We start from the raw sequence: 19,226 nt of genomic DNA, 5'->3' as shown, positions 1-19,226 counted from the left end.
GCCTTGCGCAGCTGGCGCAAGGCGGCAGCCAGCCGCTGGCGGTCAGTGGCATAACGCTCGGGGTTCATGCGAAGCGGCACTTTCGGGTCGTGGATCAGGACATGGCCGTGTCCTGCCAATTCTGCCGCCAGTATTGGGGGTGGGCGTTCCAGTAGTCGGGAAACGGGACCGAGGCCGCCAGAGCGGCGTCTCTGTAGCGCACATGCGCGGCGATTTCGTCTGGTGCGTCGATCCGCTGAGCCCCGGTGAACTGCCCGTGGTCGTCGTAGTGCATACGCAGCACCACATGCTCGTCGATCATCCAGTAGTCGTAGTGGGGCAGGTCTGGCGTGTTGGGGGTTTCCGCCCGATCGAGAACGAAAGTGCGCTGCCCTCGGCGCTCGGTGGGCGCGTACGACCACTCGAACTCCCACCGCTCATAGTCGCTCAGCGGGCCGTTCGCGATACGGACCTTGCGGTAGGCGATGCCCTCCCCGGTCCGGCGCTCGATCTCCTCGTACCACCCTTTCGGCTCGGCGTTCGGGTCGTAGGGCTCTCCGGCCATGTAGGCGCGGAAACGTGGCTGCTCCACCGCTGTGCGGTAGGAGCGGAGCGCTTCGAGGCGGAACCATTCGAAGCGTGCTTGGTCGAAGTACGCGTTCATCTCGTCGCTACTCAACATGTGCGAACACCTCGGACAGGAGATGGACGGGGACTTCGATGGCCGACTCTTCGGCGGGGAGTTCCAGTTGCTCCAGGGCCTCCGGGTCGGTGACGGCCGGACCGTGAATCACCACGGTGCCCTGATCCGTTGGTCGGAGAAGGTCGCTCGCCCCGTTGGTCGCCAGGGCTTCGGCCACCAGTTCGGCGGGGATCTCCACGGCCGTTTCGTCGGACGCGAGAGAGTCCCACTCGACGTTTGCCGGGAGGCCACGGTCCAGCCCTGGATCACTGCCGTGTGGCGGTCGGTCCTGTACAGCGTCGGACGGGTCTTCTCGTCGTTGCAGTTGCCGCGTACGCGGATGAGCTTCACTCAGGCCCCCTTGACTATTCAGTCTCCTTCTGAATTATTCTTCTTCATGGTGAATAGGTCAACCACCCTGCACCCACGGAGGGTTGATCAAGGGTCAGTTGCCGAGGAGCGCGTTATGGGAAAGCACAACAAGCCGGATCCCGATCCCGGACAGGGCACGCCGCCGCCAGGGAACACGGACGGACAAGTGCCCAAACCGCCACCGCCGTCGGGCACGCACAGGAAGTAGTCTCCATTGACCCAGTTCGAAGAGCGGCGGATGCGGTTGGCGGAGGCCATGGAGGCCGGTGGCGACTGGCCCGACCGCTCCCCGTGGATCCGGGACGCCGTCGCCGCCCTGCCCCGGCATCTTTTCGCCCCGGACCGGCTCTGGCGCTGGGACGGCTTCCGCTACGAGCCGGTGGATCGCGCCGAGGATCCTGAGCGGTGGGCCGCCGAGGTGTACGCGGGGCCGAGCGACCCGGCCGTCACTCAGGTCATCGGCGGCCGGGCGTCGTCCAGTCTCTCCTGCCAGGCCGTCGTGGCGGACATGCTGGATGCTCTGATGCTGCAAGAGGGGCATCGCGTGCTGGAGCTCGGCACCGGCGCGGGATGGAATGCCTCGCTGTTGGGGTGGCGGGCCGGGCCGGGGCGGGTGGTGAGTGTCGAGGTGGATCCCGGGCTCGCGGCAGGGGCGCGGGGGCGCCTGGCGGCGGTGGGGGCGGATGTCGACGTGCAGGTCGGCGACGGCAGCCTCGGATGGCTGGCCGGCGCGCCGTACGACCGGGTGATCTCGACTTACGCCGTGGACCGGGTGCCCTGGGAGTGGGTGGCCCAGACGCGCGGGGGCGGGCGGATCGTCACCCCGTGGGGGCGGCTGGGGCATGTGGCTCTCACGGTGGCCGAGGGCGGTGGCTCGGCAACGGGCTGGGTGCAGGGGCTGGCGATGTTCATGCCCAGTCGGGGGAGTGAGGCGGGACTGGGCTGGAGCGAGGTACGCGGGGATGGGCCGCCGCAAGATGAGCGGCCGGTCGCACGGGAGCTGCTGTCGCTCCGGGATGACGCGCACCTGTTGTTCGCGGTGCGCGTCATCCTGCCCGACGTGGTGGTCATCATGAACGCAGGCGACGGCACGGCGGTCTGGGCGCACGACGGTGTCTCGTCGTGGGCCGTGCTGTCCGCGTCCGGCAACGAAGGCGCTGCCATTGCGCATCAGGGTGGGCCGCGCCGCCTCGTCGAGGAGTTGGAGCGGGCCTGGGGCTGGTGGGTGAGCGAGGGCGGACCGGAACTGTATGACTTCGGCATGACCGTCGAGCCGGACCAGCAGTATGTGTGGTGCCGGGATCCGGTCGCGGGGTCTCGATGGCCCCTCTAGGGGCTGGACGTAAGGGAGTTGGTGGGCGGGTCAGGCCGTGAGGGCCGACCGGGCCGCCGTGAGGGCCTGTTCGGCGTAGCCGCGGCCGAAGAGCACCGCGTGGACCAGCAGGGGGAAGAGCTGGTGCAGGGCGATGCGGTCTCGCCAGCCTTCGGCGAGTGGGGCGGTCTGCTGGTAGCCGTCGAGTAGGTGGTCCAGGTGCGGGCAGCCGAAGAGGTGGAGCATCGCCAGGTCGGTCTCGCGGTGGCCGCCGTGCGCGGCCGGGTCGATCAGCCAGGCGTGGCCGTCGGCGCCCCACAGCACATTGCCGTTCCACAGGTCGCCGTGCAGCCGGGCGGGCGGCTCGGCCGGGCCCGCCAGGTCGGGCAGCCGCTCGCAGACTCGCTCGACCACGGCTGCCTCGGCGGGGCGCATGGTGCCCTCGTCCACGGCGCGGCGCAGATAGGGCAGTACCCGGTGGTCGGCGTACCAGGTCGGCCAGTCGGCGCCGGGGACGTTGCGCATCGGGGCGAGCCCGATGTACGCGTCCTCGGACCCGCCGGGCGGCGGGGCGCCGAACGCGGGGGCGCCAGCGGCGTGCAGGGCGGCCAGGTCGTGGCCGAACCGGGTCGCCGCCTCGGGGCTCGGGCGGCCGGTCGGTACCCGCTCGGTCACCAGCCAGTGCGGGTCGTGGCCGTGCACCGCCGGGACGCGGACCGTCCCGGCCTCGGCCAGCCAGCGCAGCCCCGCGGCCTCGGCGAGGGCGGCTCCGGGGGCGGAGCCGCGCTTGACCATCACCACCTGCCCGCCGCCGAGCACGACTTCGGCCAGCGTCCCCGACAGGGGGCGGAGGCCGGTCACCGGGCGGCCGGTGAGGCGGGTCGCCGCGGCGCCCGGGTCTTCGGCGGTCCCGTTCTCGGCGGTCCCGTTTTCGTACGTGGCCGGCATCGTGTTGGCATCCCTTCGGGCCGCGAGCGTACGGGACGTATCCGGGCCATCAGCGTACGGCGTCGAGGGTGGGGTAGTCGGTGTAGCCGGTCGGGCCGCCCACGTACATCAGGTACTTGTCGCGGATCTGGTTCATGGGCGCCCCGGTGCGCAGCCGTTCGACGAGATCGGGGTTGGCCAGGAAGGGGCGGCCGAGGGAGATCAGGTCGGCTCCCGCGGCCAGGAGCCGTTCGGCCGCCTGCCGTCCGCCGTCGGCGGGGAGGGGGCCCCGGCGGAGGACCGGGTTGGCGATCAGCGTGCCGGGCCAGTCCTCGCGGATGCGCTGGAAGAGGGGCTGATCGGGGTCGGCGAGGACGATGTGGAGGTAGGCCAGGTTCTTGTCGGCCACGCGGGCGAGGAGCGCCGGGTACAGGATGTCGGCGTCGGTGTCGGCGATGCCGTTGACGGGGTTGCCGGGTGAGATGCGCAGGCCCACCCGGTCGGGGCCGATCGCCTCGGCGACCGCGCCCGCGACCTCGGCCACGAACCGGATGCGGTTCTCCACGGTGCCGCCGTAGGCGTCGTCGCGCCGGTTGGTGTTGGGGGCGAGGAATTGGTGGAGGAGATAGCCGTTGGCGGCGTGCACCTCGACACCGGCGAACCCGGCGTCGAGCGCGCGGCGGGCCGCGGCGGCGAAGTCGTTCACGGTGGCCCGGATGTCGTCGCGCGTCATCTCGCGGGGGGTGACCGCGTCCTGGCGGCCGGTGGGGGTGTGGATGGGCTCCGGGAGCGGGATCGGGGAGGGGGCGACGGGGATCAGCCCGCTGTTGTCGGGGTGTCCGACCCGGCCGCCGTGCTGGAGCTGCAGAAACATCGGCCCGCCGCCCGCGGCGGCCACGGCCTCGGTGACCTGCCGCCAGCCGGACACATGGGCGTCGGTGTGGATGGCGGTGATGTTGGGGTAGGTCTGGCCGACCGCGTTGGGGGTGGCCGCTTCGGCGATGATCAGCCCCGCGGAGGCGCGCTGGGCGTAGTAGTCGGCCATGAGCGGCGTCGGGCTGCCGTCGGCGTCGGCGCGGTTACGTGTCATGGGTGCCATGACCAGGCGGTTCGCCAGGTCCAGGGGGCCGAGTCGGGTGGCAGTGAGGAGGCGGGATGTGGTCGCGGTGTTCGTCATGCGGGTACCGTAGAACTTGCCATTGATGTCAGATTCAAGCTCGTACGGTGTGAGGTGCGTCATGCGGATCGGTGAGCTGGCCCGGCGTACGGGGGTGAGCGAGCGGTCCCTGCGCTACTACGAGCAGCAGGGGCTGCTGACGGCGCAGCGCACCCCCGGTGGCCATCGCGACTACGTGGACGCCGCCGTCGACCGTGTGCTGCGCATCCAGGAGCTGTATGCCGCGGGGCTGTCCAGCACGAAGATCGGGCAGTTGCTGCCCTGTATGCGGGACGCCGACGGCGGACCGTCCGAGATCGCCGACGCACACCTGGTCATGGACCTCACGGCGGAGCGGGACCGGATCGACCGCATGATCCAGGACCTCCAGCGCTCGCGCGCCGTCCTGAACGAGGTCATCGACACGGCCTCGGGGGCCGGGGCGGCGGAGGGCTGAATCGCCGGGATCGGCTGCCTGCTCTCCGGTGGGGCCTCGGGTCTGAGCCCGCCGGACGGGCGTTCACGGGTTCTGATCCTCACCTGCCCGGGCGAGCGGGCCGTCCACCGGCTCACCCGAAGCCGCCTCGATCACGCCGTCGAGGACCTCGCGCGCGCGGGCCAGTTCCGCGATCATCCGGTCCAGCCGCTCCCGCTGCTCGCACAACTCGGTGACCAGCAGCGGGGTGGCCGCCGGCGAAGGACCGCCGTCCGCGTCCCGCATGCAGGGCAGCAACGCGGCGATCTTCGAGCTGCACAGCCCGGCGGCGTAGAGCTCCTGGATACGGATCACCCGGTCCACCGCGCCCTCGTCGTAGGCGCGGTGGCCGCCGGGCGTGCGGTGTGAGGCGAGCAGCCCCTGCTGCTCGTAGTAGCGCAGCGAACGCACGCTGACTGCCGTACGGCGTGCCAGTTCACCGATGCGCACTCGCCGCCTCCACTTGAATCTGACACCGATGTGAGCCTCTAATGTCTCGGCATGAGCAACGCAGACCTTCTCACCCCTCATTCCCTGGGGCCGCTCCACCTGCCCAACCGCATCGTCATGGCGCCGATGACCCGCTTCCGCGCCCACGAGGACGGCACTCCGCTCCCGCTCGTCGCCGACTACTACGCGCAGCGCGCGAGCGCCGGTCTTCTCATCACCGAGGGGATCTGGCCGAGCCGGCGCGGCCAGAGCGACTGGCGCGTCCCCGGTCTGGAGACGCAAGCGCATGTGGCCGGCTGGCGGAAGGTCACCGAAGCGGTGCACACCGCGGGCGGCCGGATCTTCGCGCAGCTGATGCACGGCGGCCGCAAGGGGCATCCGCTGGCCCGCATCGACGGCTCCGTCCCCGCCGGACCCTCCGCCGTTCCCGAACCGGGCCCCGTGCACCTACCGGGCGGGCGCAAAGCCGATGCTGTCGTGCCCCGCACCATGAGTCTCACCGACATCCGCACCGCCCTCGACGACTACGCCGAGGCCGCTCGTCACGCGATCGAGGGGGGCTTCGACGGCGTGGAACTGCACGGCGCCAACAGCTACCTCATTCACCAGTTCCTCGCGGACAACACCAACCTGCGCCGGGACGCCTACGGAGACTCGGTGGCGGGTCGGATCAGGTTCGCCGTCGAGGCGGTCGAGGCGGTCGCCGGGGCTATCGGGGCGGAGCGTACGGCGCTGCGCATCTCGCCGGGGAATCCGCAGTTCGGGATGGCCGAGGCCGATCCCGCCCCGGTCTACCGGGCCCTGGTCGACGCGATCGACAGTGCGGGACTGGTGTACCTCCACCTCACGGACAACGCCCGCTATCCGGCGCTGGACGACCTCCGTCCCCGCTGGTCCGGCCGACTCATCGCCAACGTCGGCGAGAACGGGGAGGCGACGACCTGGGAGGCCGGAGAGAAGGTGCTGGCGGACGGCCGCGCGGACCTCGTCTCCTACGGCCGTGCGTTCATCGCCAACCCCGACCTGCCCCTGCGGTTCGCGGCCGGGGCGCCGTTGAACACCATCGACGAGCGGCACCTTTACTCGCACGGCCCCGAGGGCTACACCGACTATCCGCTGATGTCCGTTGCCCCGTCCGGAGGCTGACCCGGCGCGGTGCGCCTCACGCGCGATGCGCCCGCTGGCACGCCTGGACGTTCTCCGGGGCCGAGCAGGGCAGATGGCCGTGGCGCTCGATGAGATTCCGTCCGGTGTCGCCGGCCAGGAAGTCCAGGAACTTTGAAGTGAGGGAGTTGGGCGGCGGGGTCCGGTAGGTGTACGCGTACTCGGGCTCCCAGAACGGATATGTCTCGTCCCTGACGGTGTCGATCGAGGGCCGGTGCCCGCCCAGGCCCAGCAGCCGCACATCCTTCCGCTCCTCGGCGCGGTCGTTGGCCGCCTTCAGCTCGGTGTAGCCGATCGCGCCCGGCGTCCGCGCCACGGTCTTCAGCACCTCTTCCGTGCCGTCGAGCTCGCAGCGCACGATGTGCGTGTTGCCGAACTTCGGCGTTCGGCAGTTGTCCGACGTACGCGCGGGCTCGGTCGTGCTGCCCAGCACCCGGTTCTCGAACACCCCGCGCGTGCCCGACTTCCCGTCGCGGCTCACCAGCCTGATCGGCAGATCGGGCCCGCCGACGAGCTGCTTCCAGTTGGTGATCTCGCCCGAGTAGACCTTCCGCACATCATCGAGGGTCAGATTCGATATCCGGACCTCCGTGTTCACCACCATCGTGAACACGGACAGCGCGGTCAGATGCTCCTTGAGTCCTGGATCCCCGCTCCCCTCCCGCCCGTCGGAGAACGACAGATACGCCGGAAAGCCCTTCGCGCCCTCCCCGACGTCCCGCAGCGTGTCCGTGCCGCGACCGCTGCCCTGGGCGTCGACGGTGATGTGGGCGGCGCCGTCGCAGTCCTCCTCGTACGCCTTGCCCAGGTCGTTCATCACCGGTTCGAACGCGGTGGAGCCGACGACGCTGAGCGTCCCCTTGGCGCAGCCTTGACGCAGCGGGTCCGGTTCCAGGAGTTGGAAGCCGATGGGCTGGAGGAGCATGAGGATCACCAGGCTGCCGATGAGCCCCAGGACGCGATTGCTCGGGCGCCGGAAATTCTCGTTGTTGCGGATCCTGCCCTCCCTGATGCGGCCGACGACGTGCGGCTCCTTGTCGGTCCCGGCGCCGGTCAGCAACACCAGCAGTTTGAAGTGGTCGCCCTTGTTCAGCGGCACTCTCGGCAGGGAGATCTCATTGTCATGGCAGATGAGCCCAGGACTTGTCTCCGTCCCGCGCTGCGGCAGGTACCGCAGCAGATCCGGGTGGCTGGGCTCGGTGACGGCCACGTCCATGACCGTGCGATTGGGGAAGATGGCGGTGAGCCCGCGGTGTTCCGTCGAGGGCGCGGTGATGTAGTCGTCGATGTCGACGCTGCGGAAGCCGTCGTTCTCGATCCGCAGCAGCACCAGCGAGGCCCCGGCGAGATCGGGCGTGTTCTCCAACATGCGCAGCCGATGGTGGATGTGGCCGTCGTCCGGGCTGTCGTCTATGAGCGTGTCCATCTGGACGCGGTATCCGATGCGCTTCCGGCCCGGGATCAGCCGCTCGTACGACAGCCCCCCGACCGTGACGACCACACCGAGCAGAGCCAGCAGATTCTCCGGAGCCACCAGCTCCGTCAGCCATCCCATGATCTTTCCCCCCGTCAGGTCATGAGCCCTGAGAGGGTGAATGTACGACTCTGATGTGGATGCGGGGCCGATGCGACTGAAGTCTCATCAAGTGTTCGTCCCGTGTTCAACCGTCTCGCGGCCCCACCGCCGACGGCTTCGGTCAGGCGCCGCTGCGCCCGCTGTGCAGGACCTCCCGCTCCCACTCGTGCCGCGGTTGGGTGTGCAGCCGCCAGTAGTGTTCGGCGATGACATCCGGGTCGAAATCCGTGCCGGGGGCGACCGGGCCGCCAACGGTCACCGTGGCCACATGCACACCGGAGGCGCCGTACTGCTGGTCGAGAAGCGCCACCAACGACCGCACACCGGCCTTGCCGAGGGAGAGGCTGAGGTACTGCGGCTTCGGTTCGGGCATTCCGCCGGTGATGAGAAACGAACCGCTGCCACGCTCCGCCATCGCCGGGACGACGCGCGCGGCGGCGTTGATCGCCCCGACCACGTTGACGGCCCAGGCGTCCAGGTGCGCGGATACGGACAGCTCGCCGAGCGAGTCTGCCTGGATGATCGCCGCGTTGTACACCACGACGTCGGGCAGGCCGAATTCCTCGATCGCGGTGTCCAGGGCGGTGCGCAGGGCGCGTTCGTCGGTGCTGTCGGCGACCAGGGGGCGTATCGGCACCCCGGTGGCGGACAGGGCTTCCGCCGCCGCCGTCAGTGTTTTCTCGGACCGTGCCACGAGGGTGATCGGCAGACCCTCGCGTGCGAAGCGGCGGGCGACCGACTGGCCGAGCCCCGGTCCCGCTCCGATGATCACTGCTCCCGGCATCATTGCTCCTTCGTCGTCGGAGATCTCGTCGTCTGAGATCCCGGCGAAGGAAGGCTAAAGTCTCACATCAGTGTCAAGGTCAACCGCTGAGCCCCACCGGTCTCGGGGTAGGTCAAGGGCAGAGCAAGGGTGATCCCTGATGGCGGCGCCGCGAATCGCCCGTAATTTCGCGAACATGAATCGACATCATCTGCGCCGACCCCGCACGCTCACCGGTCTTGTCGCAGCAGCCGTCGTCGCGTTGGCCCTCGCGCCGATGTCCACCGCAAGCGCCCAGCAGCACCGGCCGCCGCAGCCCACCGGCCCGGGGCGCCCGGCCACCCAGGCCGCGCTGGAGGACCTGGTCGCAAGCGGTACTCCCGGCGCCATTGCCGGAGTCGACTCAGGCCGGGGGCGGTCCTGGTACGGCACGGCCGGGGTCGCGGATCTGGAGCGGCCCCGGCCACGGACGCGGGCGGATCACTTCCGTATCGGCAGCATCACCAAGACCTTCACCGCGGTCACGTTATTGAAGCTCGAGGCGGAGGGGAGCCTGAGTCTGGACGACAGCGTCGAGAAGTGGCTTCCCGGAGTGTTCGTCCACAGCGACTACGACGGTCGGAGCATCACCCTTCGCCAACTCCTCAACCACACCAGCGGTGTCTTCGACATCCTCAAGGACCAGGACTTCGTCTCCCGCTACACCGGAGCGGCGTTTCTGGAGCACCGCTACGACAGCTGGACACCGGACCAACTCGTCAAGATCGCCACCTCCCACCCGCCCGTGTTCGAGCCGGGGGACGAGTGGCGTTACTCCAACACCGACTATCTCCTCGCGGGGATGGTCATCGAGGCCGCCACCGGGCAGAGCTACGCCGACGTGGTGGAGAGCCGGCTGCTCCGCCCGCTGCGTCTCGACGAGACCGTCGTACCGGGGCTCTCCCCGACCCTGCCGGAGCCCCATGCGCGGGCGTACTCCCGTCTGTTCGTCGACTCGCCGGAGGCGAAGGTCTACGACGTCACCGAGTTCAACCCCTCCATGGCCGGGGCGGCCGGGGAGATCATCTCCACCACCCACGATCTGAACCGCTTCTTCGGGGCGCTCCTCGGCGGGCGCGTCCTTCCCGCGCGTCAGCAGGACGAGTTGCTGACCGGCGTCGACACCGGGCGCGGATACGCGTACGGGCTCGGTGTGCGGAGCTACCCCCTGACGTGCGGCGTGACGGTGTGGGGGCACGACGGAGACATCCTGGGATCGGTCACCTACGCCGTTTCGACCGAGGACGGCAGCCATGTGCTGTCGCTGAACACGAACGACAACTGGAACGACGACGAACCCGCCAGGAACGTGATCAAGGCGGATTTCTGCCACTCGTCAGCGCGCCAGGGGAGGCCCTAGGGTCCTCGCTTGTGACCGACCTCTCCTCCCACCTCAGTACGACAGCGGATGCCTACGACGCCGTGGCCGTCCTCTACACCGAACTCGCCCGCAATTCGCTTGACGCTCGTCCGCTGGATCGCGCGATGCTCGCCGCGTTCGCCGAACTCGTGCGGACCACCGCCGCTGCCGGGCCCGTCGCCGAGCTTGGCTGCGGCCCCGGTTATCTGACCGCGCACCTGCGGGACCTGGGGCTGGAGGTGTTCGGTGTCGATCTGTCGCCGGTGATGATCGATATCGCCCGCGAGGCATACCCGGACCTGCGGTTCGAGGTCGGCTCCATGGACGCCCTGGACCTGGCCGACGGCGAGCTGAACGGCGTCGTGTCCTGGTATTCGCTCATTCACACCCCGCCGGAGAACGTGCCCTCGTTCTTCGCGGAGTTCCACCGGGTGCTCGCGCCTGAAGGCCATCTCCTGCTCGCGTTCTTCGAGTCGGAGGGTGACCCGGTCACGGAGTTCGACCACAGGGTGACGACGGCCTACCGGTGGCCGATCGACGAGCTCGCGGGGCTGGCCGGCAAGGCCGGGTTCGTCGAGGCCGCCCGGATGCAGCGTGAGCCGTGCGAGGGGGAGCGGTTCGGCCACGGGCGTCTGCTGATGCGCAAGGCCAAGTAATTCTGCGGTCGATGTGGGACGGCGACACGCCGTGACGACGGCGTGTCGCTGTCCCGTACTCACCTGCCCCGTACTCACCCCACCGGCTGGCCCGGCCGCGCGAATTCCGAGGTCATCGCCACCGGGACGCGGAAGAAGCCGTCGTCGTGGTTCTGCTCCGCGGCATGCAGCAGGGCGTCGGTGTCGCCGATGCCGGCCCAGCCGAGCATGTAGCCGAGCAGCGAGGTCCGGCCGGGCGACCCCGTGTAGAACCCGTTCTCGCGGGCCCTGGTCAGGACGAGCTCCTGGTATTCGCGCGCTCGGGTCAGCAGCGAGTCGTCGCCGAGCACGCGCCCCGTGGCGATCAGCGACTGGACGACGCCGCTGCTGCCGTGGCAGACGGACAGGTCGACCGGGCGGCGGGCGGGCAGCCGTGTCGCCGCGTCGACCAGGGTCGTCAGCCGACGGCCGGACAGTTCGTCCGCCCGGCCGGCGGAGAACAGGATCTCGGCGGAGGCCAGCAGCAGACCGGCCGCGCCGTTGCACCACCCCGCGAGCGACGTTCCCGTACCGGACCCGGTCCGTGCGGTCAGCCAGTCCGCGGACTCCCGGGCCGGCGCCTCGTCGCCGAGGACCCTTCCGATACGGGCGCGGGCCCACTGGAGCCCCAGCTCGCCGTGCGCCAGGTCGAACCAGGGCGCGGTCCTGGGGGCCTGGAGGTGGCCGAGGACCAGATCGCGCAGGCGCGCGAGCCGGTCTTCGCCGCACAGGGCGGCCGGGTCGTCGCCGGCCTCCAGGCGGGACAGCAGGACCATCAGCAGACCGGCCGGGCCGTTGCTGAGGTCGGTCTCCAGGTCATTCGACGCGGACCGCGCGTCGATCTTGTCGAGAAGGGATCCGAGCCAGTCGGACGGCGCCGTCTGCGGCCGGGTGAGCAGCAGGGAGGAGGCGCCGCTGAACACGGATTCCGGCGTCTGGTTCAGCGTCTCGCCGTACGCCGTGAGCAGTTCGTCGAGTCCCTGGTCGGCGCGGTGGTGAATGGTCCGGAAGCCGTCGTCCAGGCTGGTCGCCCGGTTGAGGAAGGCGATGATGCCGCCCATGTCGTGGAACGAGATGAAGTTGCCCGGGGTGATGGTGGCCGCGGCCCGCCCGGGGCCGATGCCGCCCAGCCAGCCGGTCCGCGGGCCGTCCGGGGTGTGGAGGGTTACGCCGAGGTCGGCGATCCGACGCGCGATCTCCGGCCACCAGGTGCCCGGGCGGGCGTGCCGCAGGGGCGCAGCGAACACGCTGTGCCGGGACAGCCCGGCCGGGCTGTCCTCGCCGAACACCTCGCCGAAGCACTCCTCGAGCAGATAGTGGTGATAGCCGTCCGGCCGGGCTGCGTTGAGGGTGACGCCACGCCGGGCGTGGTCCACCGACGAGGTCTTGAACACCTCGGGGAAGCGCACCCGCGACGTCGCCAGGTCGGTGGAGTCCGCCCGCGAGCTGAAATAGGGCACGTTCCCCGTGTGCATACCGGCGCGCTCTTCGTCGCCGACGCGACTGGCCAACTCGGCCGTGAACTGGCCGGAGTTCCCGAGCAGTCCGAACAGCCGCTCGGCCTCCTCGGGCCGGGCGAGGTAGGAGGGGTGCGTCGAGGCGTCCATGAACCGGGCGTAGACCAGCGTCGCCCGCAGCACATACCGGACGGGCATGTCCCGGTGGGCGTCGAGAAGCGCCGGGATCGCACCGCCGCGCACGAATTCGAGGGCGTCGGAGTAGCCGGCCAGCACATCGGAGAAGTGGTCGGTCGCGGACAGCGGTGCGTCCCCCAGCCGTGGCACGTTGGCGTCCTGGCGGTAGGTGATGGGGTCACGCCCGACGGACATGCCGTCGGTGCCGATGTCGCGGATCACCGTCCTGGTCATCTTGGAGGGCTGATCGCCGGCCACACCCACCCCCGCCATGAGGAAGTCGACGGGGGAGGCGGGGCTCATCGAGGGGACGAGCATCGTGGAGGCGACCGACAGCTTCATGTGATTGATCAGCAGGTGCGGAAGCGTGTCGTTCTCGACGCCCGCGTCCGGCCGCAGGATGGTCTCGGTGTCGATCACGCAGGGGTTCTCGCCGTGGGCCAGCAGATTCTCGTCGTGCAGATCGGACGCCCCGATGGCGGAGAGGATCGCGCACAGCGCGCCGAACCGGTAGAAGTACCGGGCCGGTTGATCGGGCGAGGTCATCGGCTCCGAAGGGATGAACTGCTGCCAGCCGTGGGAGCCGGACGTCAGCGACATGGGCAGGCAGTCGCGCAGCGAGAAGGTGAGGTAGGGGTCGGCGGCGGCGTACAGGTCCCGTACGAAACTGTCCGTCGCCAGGGCGCGCGGTTTGAAGATCAGCCGTGTGCCGCTGGTCAGCCGCACCCCGATCACCTGGCGGTTGTCGTTGTGCGGATCGGACCCGGTGAGGAAGATGTCCTCGATCAGTTCCCCGGCCGCCGTCGTACGGGGCGTCAGGCCCTCGGCCCGCAGCGCCTCCTGGTCCGCCGTGTACGCGGCGAACATATCGGTGTACGCGTCGAGCGAGTTGTCCGCCAGGGTCGCCAGCCGCTGCCGCAGCACCGGGTAGGTGTCGGCGATGCGCCGGCAGGTGCCGGGCGCGCCGAGATGCCTGCGGAACCGCTGCAGTGCCTCGTCGACGTCGGCCGTCATGGGCAGCCCAAGGCCCTCGCGGAAGGTGTGGAACTCGCCGATCAGCGTACGGAAGGAGTGGCCCTCGACGGCCGTCAGCAGCTCCCCCCAGATGGTGTCCACCACCGCGTCTCGCCGTTCGGGGCGGGTGACCGGGGTCATGACCTCGCGCAGCGCCGCGACCACGGAGCTCCTGGGCACGAGGTGCTGATAGAACGGCAGGAAGGCGGGGATCGAGACGTCCGGGTCGGGGATCGGTCCTTCCGGGCCGGTCATGCTTTCCGGTCCCGATACTTCCCGCCCCGATACCTGGACATCGGGGTCACTTTCCGCGTAGAGATTCATGTAGACCGGTCCTCCGTTCAGCAATTCCTCGTGTGTGCCCTGTTCGATGACGCGTCCGCGGTCGAGCACGTAAATGCGGTCGGCCGCTTTGATGGTCGCCAGCCGGTGGGCGATGATGATCTGCGTCGCGCCCAGGTCCTGGATGATGTCCGTGACGCGTCGCTCGTTGATGGTGTCCAGCGAGGCCGTCGCCTCGTCGAGGACCAGGATCGCGGGCCGCTGGAGCAGGGTCCGTACGATGGCGAGCCGCTGCCGCTGACCGCCGGAGAAGTTCGCGCCCATTTCCGAGATCAGCGTGTTGAGCCCCATGGGAAGGTCCTGGAGGAAGTCGAGGATTCCGACGCTCTCGCAGAATTCTCGGACGTGTTCCTCGGGGATGTCCTGCCCCATCGTCAGGTTCTCCAGGATCGAGCGATTGTGCAGATGCACTTCCTGGGGGATGTATCCGATGGAGCGGCGCAGCGAATCCTTGTCGTATTCGCTCATGTCCCGCCCGCCGAACTCGATGGTGCCGCACGTCGGTTCGTAGAGCCCGCAGATGATCCGCCCCAGGGTGCTCTTACCGGATCCCGAGGGGCCGACGAGGGCGACCTTGGCCCCGGCCGGAATGTCGATCGAGACATCGGTCAGGACCGGGTCGCTGTGGGGCGTGTACTGAAAGCCGATGTCGGTCAGGCGGATGGAGGTCGAGGGCAGCCGCTTGAGGTCGCCGCCACGATCCTCCGAGGGCGTCTCGGCGATGTCGTTGAGCCGCGCCATGTAGCGGGACGCCTCGGCGAACTCGGTGCAGGTCTGGAACACCGAAGTCGACAGTGCGAAGTAGGTGCCGGACACCGTCTGCACCGCCATGGCCTGGCCCAGGGAGATCTGCCCATGGCCGACGAGGTACAGGCTCGACAGCAGCAGGATCAGCGGGCCGAACATCTGGGTGGTGGAGGTCAGGCCCGAGATCCGGCCCTGTTGCAGGCGCATGCGGTCCTTCATCGCCTGGAGGGACGAGGAATAGACCTTGCTCCAGCCGGCCAGGAACTCGGCGGCATAGCCGCCCATTTTGATGGTGGGCACCGAGACGATCGCGTCCAGCTGGGCCGACTGGCTCTTGCTCAGCTGGGTCATCTCCGTGTCCACGGACTCCAGCACCCGGACCCGAGTCTTCATCAGATACAGGGCATTGACCAGGGACAGTCCCGCCGCCACCAGGCCGAGCCGCCATTCGGCGATCAGCAGATAGCCGCTGACGCACACCAGGGTCCCGACATCCAGCACGCCCTGGGCCACGCGTGAGGAGAGCAGATCCCTGATCACATTCACGCTGTTGAGCCGGAACAGAAGTTCACCGGGTTGTCGCGTCGTGAAGAACTTGTACGGAAGGGAGAGCAGCTTGGAGAACGTCTGGATCATCAGATGCTCGCCCATCATCGCCACCACGGACGAGAGAACGGCGACTCTGAGCAGATACAGCGCGAAATACCCGACGGCTACGGCGATGATGACCGAAAGGACCGTGGCCAGGTCGTCCAGTCCTCCCCAGCGGGCGTACCGGTCGACCGCCCATTCCGTCAGCATCGGTATGCCGAGGGTTCCCGCGTATCCACCGAGCGAGAGAAACCCCACCAGCGCGATCCGCCTGCGCGAACCCTTCGCGAAGAGCGAGACCCCGCGCCACTCCGCCATGAACTTCCGCGGCGTCGGTTCGAAGTCAGGGCCCGGCTCGGCGGACACCGCGATACCGCTGAAGGCTGCCTCCAGCTCCTTCCTGCTGAGGCGCCGCCGCCCGAGCGCCGGGTCCATGATGACCGCTCTGCGGCCGTCGAACCGCTCGAGGACCACGAAGTGGTGGTCCTCCCAGTAGAGGATCACCGGCGAAGTGAACTTCGCGAGCGCCGACACATCCTTGACGCGGAAGAGCTTCGCGTCCATGCCGCGCTCCCGGAGGAAGCGGGCCAGCTGGGTGGCGCTGAGTCCGTCCCGGCCGGCCTCCATGACCTGCCGCGCGCTGGATATCTCCTCCGCGCGCCCGTGGTAGCGCAGCACCGCGACGCAGCAGCACAGGCCGCATTCGGTCTGGGCCACCTGCGTGATCGTCGGTACGCGTCGGGCCGGGCCGGACCGGCGGACGATGGTGTTCCACGTCATGTCATCGGCCCTCCGTGCTCAGATCGACGCTCAGCTCGACGGGGGACAGACGCACGGACGGATCGAGGCGGTTGACGAGATGGATCACCATCCCGGCGGTCCCTACGAGGAGGCTGTTGGTGTGCGCGTACCGGCTCCGGGTGTCACCGGCCTTGCGGGTGAACACCTCGGGGCGCAGCCATGTCCGCTCGACGTCCGCGACCGCGGTGCGCAGCGAAGGGTCCCGGTCGTGCGCCACGGCGGAGAGGATGTCGTGGTTGCCGAGATCTCCGTGGCACCAGGTCAGGTTGCGCCCGAAGCCGCTGCGGACCATGTTGCCCACGGCCACCTTCCGCATGCGCTCCACCGACTCGTCGCCGGTCATCGCGGTGTACGTCGTGAGGGCGAGCGCGATGCCGGCCGAGCCATGGCACCAGCCGGTCGAGAAGGACCCGGGGGCGGCCATGTTGGAGTGCCAGTCGTCCTCGGCGGGGTCGTAGAAGTTCCATAGCCGGTCGATCAGGCGCGACAGCGTCGCCTCGACGCCCTTTCGCTGCTGCTCGGGCAGACGCGGGTAGGCCCGGCTCAGCGCGTGGATGACACCGCTGACCCCGTGTCCGAAGCCGGACTGGTCGAGTACGGGGAGATGTGCGTCCGGCCGCAGGGCGTCCGGCGCCAGGGCGTCCGTGAGCATGGCCGTCAGTGTGGCGGCCGACTCGCCGGCGTTCGGTCCGCCGATGGCCGTCACGCTGGACAGGACGCCCGCCAGCCCGCTGATCATGTCCAGCGGCCGGTCAGCCGCGGGTGCGGCGGCCACGAGGTCGAGCACGTCCGGCACCGCCCGCTGCGCGGCGCGGACCCAATCGGGCTGTTCGAGCAGCCTGCCCGCCGCCACCAGCGCGAACAGCATGCCGGCCGATCCGGTGTAGGCCGAGTAGGGCGCCGTCTGCCTGGTGCCCGATGTCTCGGGCGGTAGATCGGGCAGGGGATCGGACAGGCCCTCCGCGATGGCCGAGAAGATCTGTGTGGCGAGGCCGCGGTAGGCGGGGTGGTCCAGGACGCGGCCGGCCGCCGCCAGGGCCAGCGCGGGGCCGACCCTCCCCGTGTACAGGTCGTATCCGAGCACCGCGGGCGGCCATGGCCGATTGGACTGCGCGGAGGCGAGCGGGCCGATCCAGGTGTGGGGAAGATCGGCGAACCGGTCGGGCAGGGCCGAGGCGACCATGGTGTCGCACAGCCGGGTTACGACCCCGGCGAGCCCGTCGCCCGGAGCCCCCTTCGGCCGCTCGCCCGCCGTAACGCCGGGCAGCGGGGGGCCGAAGTCGTCGGCCGAGGTCAGATGGTTGTCGGGAAAGCGGCAGGAGAAGGCGGAGTGAATGAGCCTCAGCTGCTCGCTCACCTCGAACTCGGTCAGGGCGGCGACCTTGGCCGCGGCCAGATCCAGCGGCGATGCGGTCAGCGCCGCCCCGACCTCGGTGCCCTCGCCGTCCGTGAGGGCCACGTCCGTCGCGGCAACAGTGAAGTAGGGGATGTCGCGCCCCGCGAGCTGCCGCAACTCGGAGCGGACGATCGCGCGCGCGGAGGGCTCGCTGACGATGGCCACCCGTTTCAGCACCGCCAGATAGGACGCGGGGTCACTCATGGTCCGGGCGCTCGACGCCGTGCGCAGCGTCTGCGCGTACAACATCGTCGGATTGTGGAGGTAGCGCACGCGCACGTCGGCAGCGGCCTTGCGCACCAGCGCCGTCCAGCGTTCCTTGTCCGACAGCACCGCGCGGCACACCCGGAAGAATCCGGCCGCCATCCGCTCGCCCAGCGCGTGGACCTCGTCCTGGCTCAGCGTTCCCACGACCGTCTGCCGTTCCTCCGCCGCCTGCCTGCTCAGCGTCAGTCGCACCTGGTCGGTGAACGGGGCCTCGAACTGGAGGGCCTTGAACGGCGACTCGCCGCTGCCCTGTTCGCCGAGGAAGCCGAGGTCGACATAGCCGGAGTCCTCGTCCCGGCCGGCCATGAGCAGGGGCAGGATCCCGATGCCGTAGACCGACTGCGCGATCCTGTGATGGGCGTTGTCCGGTGTCTCCTCGGGCGTACCGAGGTGGAGCCGGACGGGCTGGAGGATCGTCTCCAGGTCGATCGGCACTGGGCCGCGGCGGGTGGCGACGACATTCTCGAGATGCATGTCCTGCGCGTTGAGCAGATACATCACGGCGGCGAGCTCGCCGCTGGCCGCCATGAACCGTGCGGAGATGTCGGAGACGTCCTCCGCCGCCACGTACTCCACATATCCATAGCCGGCCCGCTCCAGGACCTCGGCGGCGACCAGGGAGGTGCCCAGCCAGGCGTTGGCCTCGCGGGCGATGACGGCGTACGCGGCCTCGCAGGACACGTCGCGCGGTTTGTAGGCCAGCTTCCTGCCGGACCGGAACTCCAGGACGGACACGCTGCGGCCATGGTGGTGGGCGTCGCCGTCGGCGAACCCGCAGGAGACGATCCGGTCCGCCGGGCCGATGCCGAAGGTGGCGGCGATCGTGTCCTGGTCGGCCGTGAGCCGCAGGCAGAGCTCCCGGAAGTTGTGCGCCTCGTAGGCCAGCACGACGCGCGTGACATCCCGCAGCACGGGGAACGACAGGCCGCTCAGTTCCTCGAAGGAACCGCGGGTCGACTGGTCGACGAAATACCGGTACCGCAGGGCCGGGTCCGCGCCCACGAGCCGACCGTGGCGGCGTGCGTGGTTGATGGCGGCGACCAACGGCCTGGTGTACACCAAGCGCAGCCGGGCCTCGGCACGTTCCAGCAGGTCCTGCAGCACAGCTGGGGGATCGGCGAACAGCGGCGCGAACGGGGTGACGGGGTCGGGGTCCGCGAGTGAGGCGGTGGCGTCCCTGATGATTTTCTGGAACGGGTAACGCTCGGGGGCCGCGCACCACCGTGCCACAGCGTCGCGAGTGGCGGCGCTCGGGGATACGGCGGCCCGGCGGCTTTCGATGTCTCGGAATACTTCGAGGGTCTGTGCGTCGAATTGCGCCAGCGGCGCAATGGAATCCGAGATCTGAGCTTCGCTCAGTTCCGGATAGTACGGGGCTGTGGTTTCCACGACTCGTAATACTCCATATCCAGGTGGACGCGTCGGAATTCGGCGGACGGGGCGGAACCGGGGGCCCGTCCGAAGGCCCCCGTTCCGCCGCGATGCGCTACGTACTCACCGAACCG

Annotated in this window: 14 protein-coding genes; 5 read left to right on the top strand and 9 right to left on the bottom strand. The window is 69.5% G+C overall.

Translation table 11 applies throughout. From position 1 onward, the window contains the following. Positions 1–94: 94 nt before the first annotated feature. Both ACFV2X_RS03860 and ACFV2X_RS03855 read right to left on the bottom strand, forming a co-directional pair. Positions 95–661: a DUF6879 family protein gene (locus ACFV2X_RS03860; protein ID WP_385611013.1), complete on the bottom strand. Its 567-nt coding sequence runs from the start codon at positions 659–661 to the stop codon at positions 95–97. Beyond that, the gene (locus ACFV2X_RS03855) at positions 651–860 is read right to left on the bottom strand and encodes a hypothetical protein (protein ID WP_385611011.1); all 210 of its coding nucleotides are present in this window, start codon (positions 858–860) and stop codon (positions 651–653) included. The genes ACFV2X_RS03860 and ACFV2X_RS03855 overlap by 11 nt, the downstream gene beginning before the upstream one ends. 387 nt (positions 861–1,247) lie before the next feature. On the opposite strand from ACFV2X_RS03855, the gene ACFV2X_RS03850 reads away from it, so the two are divergent. Further along, positions 1,248–2,366: a methyltransferase domain-containing protein gene (locus tag ACFV2X_RS03850; protein WP_385611009.1), complete on the top strand. Its 1,119-nt coding sequence runs from the start codon at positions 1,248–1,250 to the stop codon at positions 2,364–2,366. A gap of 30 nt (positions 2,367–2,396) precedes the next feature. On the opposite strand, the gene ACFV2X_RS03845 is transcribed toward ACFV2X_RS03850, so the two are convergent. Together ACFV2X_RS03845 and ACFV2X_RS03840 are read right to left on the bottom strand one after the other, a co-directional pair. Then, a complete protein-coding gene (locus tag ACFV2X_RS03845; RefSeq protein ID WP_385611007.1) occupies positions 2,397–3,293 on the bottom strand; it encodes a fructosamine kinase family protein in 897 nt (298 codons plus the stop codon). Positions 3,294–3,342: 49 nt separating this feature from the next. Further along, entirely contained in the window at positions 3,343–4,449 is a 1,107-nt protein-coding gene (locus tag ACFV2X_RS03840) for an alkene reductase (protein WP_385611005.1), read from the bottom strand. A gap of 61 nt (positions 4,450–4,510) precedes the next feature. Between ACFV2X_RS03840 and ACFV2X_RS03835 the strand changes: the two genes are divergently transcribed. Then, the gene (locus ACFV2X_RS03835; protein WP_385611003.1) at positions 4,511–4,885 is read left to right on the top strand and encodes a MerR family transcriptional regulator; all 375 of its coding nucleotides are present in this window, start codon (positions 4,511–4,513) and stop codon (positions 4,883–4,885) included. A gap of 63 nt (positions 4,886–4,948) precedes the next feature. Here the strand turns inward: ACFV2X_RS03835 and ACFV2X_RS03830 are convergent, their stop codons facing one another. Then, positions 4,949–5,353, bottom strand: a complete 405-nt coding sequence (locus tag ACFV2X_RS03830; RefSeq protein WP_385611001.1) for a MerR family transcriptional regulator — start codon at positions 5,351–5,353, stop codon at positions 4,949–4,951. Positions 5,354–5,404: 51 nt separating this feature from the next. On the opposite strand from ACFV2X_RS03830, the gene ACFV2X_RS03825 reads away from it, so the two are divergent. Further along, a complete protein-coding gene (locus tag ACFV2X_RS03825; protein WP_385610998.1) occupies positions 5,405–6,499 on the top strand; it encodes an alkene reductase in 1,095 nt (364 codons plus the stop codon). A 16-nt stretch (positions 6,500–6,515) separates the two neighbouring features. On the opposite strand, the gene ACFV2X_RS03820 is transcribed toward ACFV2X_RS03825, so the two are convergent. Together ACFV2X_RS03820 and ACFV2X_RS03815 are read right to left on the bottom strand one after the other, a co-directional pair. Beyond that, entirely contained in the window at positions 6,516–8,072 is a 1,557-nt protein-coding gene (locus ACFV2X_RS03820) for a substrate-binding domain-containing protein (protein WP_385610996.1), read from the bottom strand. 142 nt (positions 8,073–8,214) lie between these two features. Then, complete coding sequence (locus tag ACFV2X_RS03815; RefSeq protein ID WP_385611477.1) at positions 8,215–8,877, bottom strand: SDR family NAD(P)-dependent oxidoreductase; 663 nt, start codon at positions 8,875–8,877, stop codon at positions 8,215–8,217. Positions 8,878–9,052: 175 nt separating this feature from the next. Here ACFV2X_RS03815 and ACFV2X_RS03810 point away from each other — a divergent pair, with 175 nt between their 5' ends. Beyond that, complete coding sequence (locus ACFV2X_RS03810) at positions 9,053–10,255, top strand: serine hydrolase domain-containing protein (RefSeq protein ID WP_385610994.1); 1,203 nt, start codon at positions 9,053–9,055, stop codon at positions 10,253–10,255. Between the two features lie 11 nt (positions 10,256–10,266). Further along, entirely contained in the window at positions 10,267–10,911 is a 645-nt protein-coding gene (locus ACFV2X_RS03805; protein ID WP_385610991.1) for a class I SAM-dependent methyltransferase, read from the top strand. A gap of 74 nt (positions 10,912–10,985) precedes the next feature. Here ACFV2X_RS03805 and lanM read toward each other — a convergent pair whose 3' ends face one another. Then, positions 10,986–16,037 carry a type 2 lanthipeptide synthetase LanM gene (gene lanM, locus ACFV2X_RS03800; protein ID WP_385610989.1) on the bottom strand — a complete coding sequence of 1,684 codons (5,052 nt, stop codon included), beginning with the start codon at positions 16,035–16,037 and terminating at the stop codon, positions 10,986–10,988. A gap of 1 nt (position 16,038) precedes the next feature. After that, positions 16,039–19,110, bottom strand: a complete 3,072-nt coding sequence (locus tag ACFV2X_RS03795; protein ID WP_385610986.1) for a type 2 lanthipeptide synthetase LanM family protein — start codon at positions 19,108–19,110, stop codon at positions 16,039–16,041. Between the last annotated feature and the right edge of the window lie 116 nt (positions 19,111–19,226).

This window comes from Streptomyces sp. NPDC059679, from assembly GCF_042734105.1.
In the GTDB taxonomy this organism is placed as follows: domain Bacteria; phylum Actinomycetota; class Actinomycetes; order Streptomycetales; family Streptomycetaceae; genus Streptomyces.
Note: the sequence above shows the minus strand (reverse complement) of the source record. Positions and strands in the feature narration are given on the sequence as shown.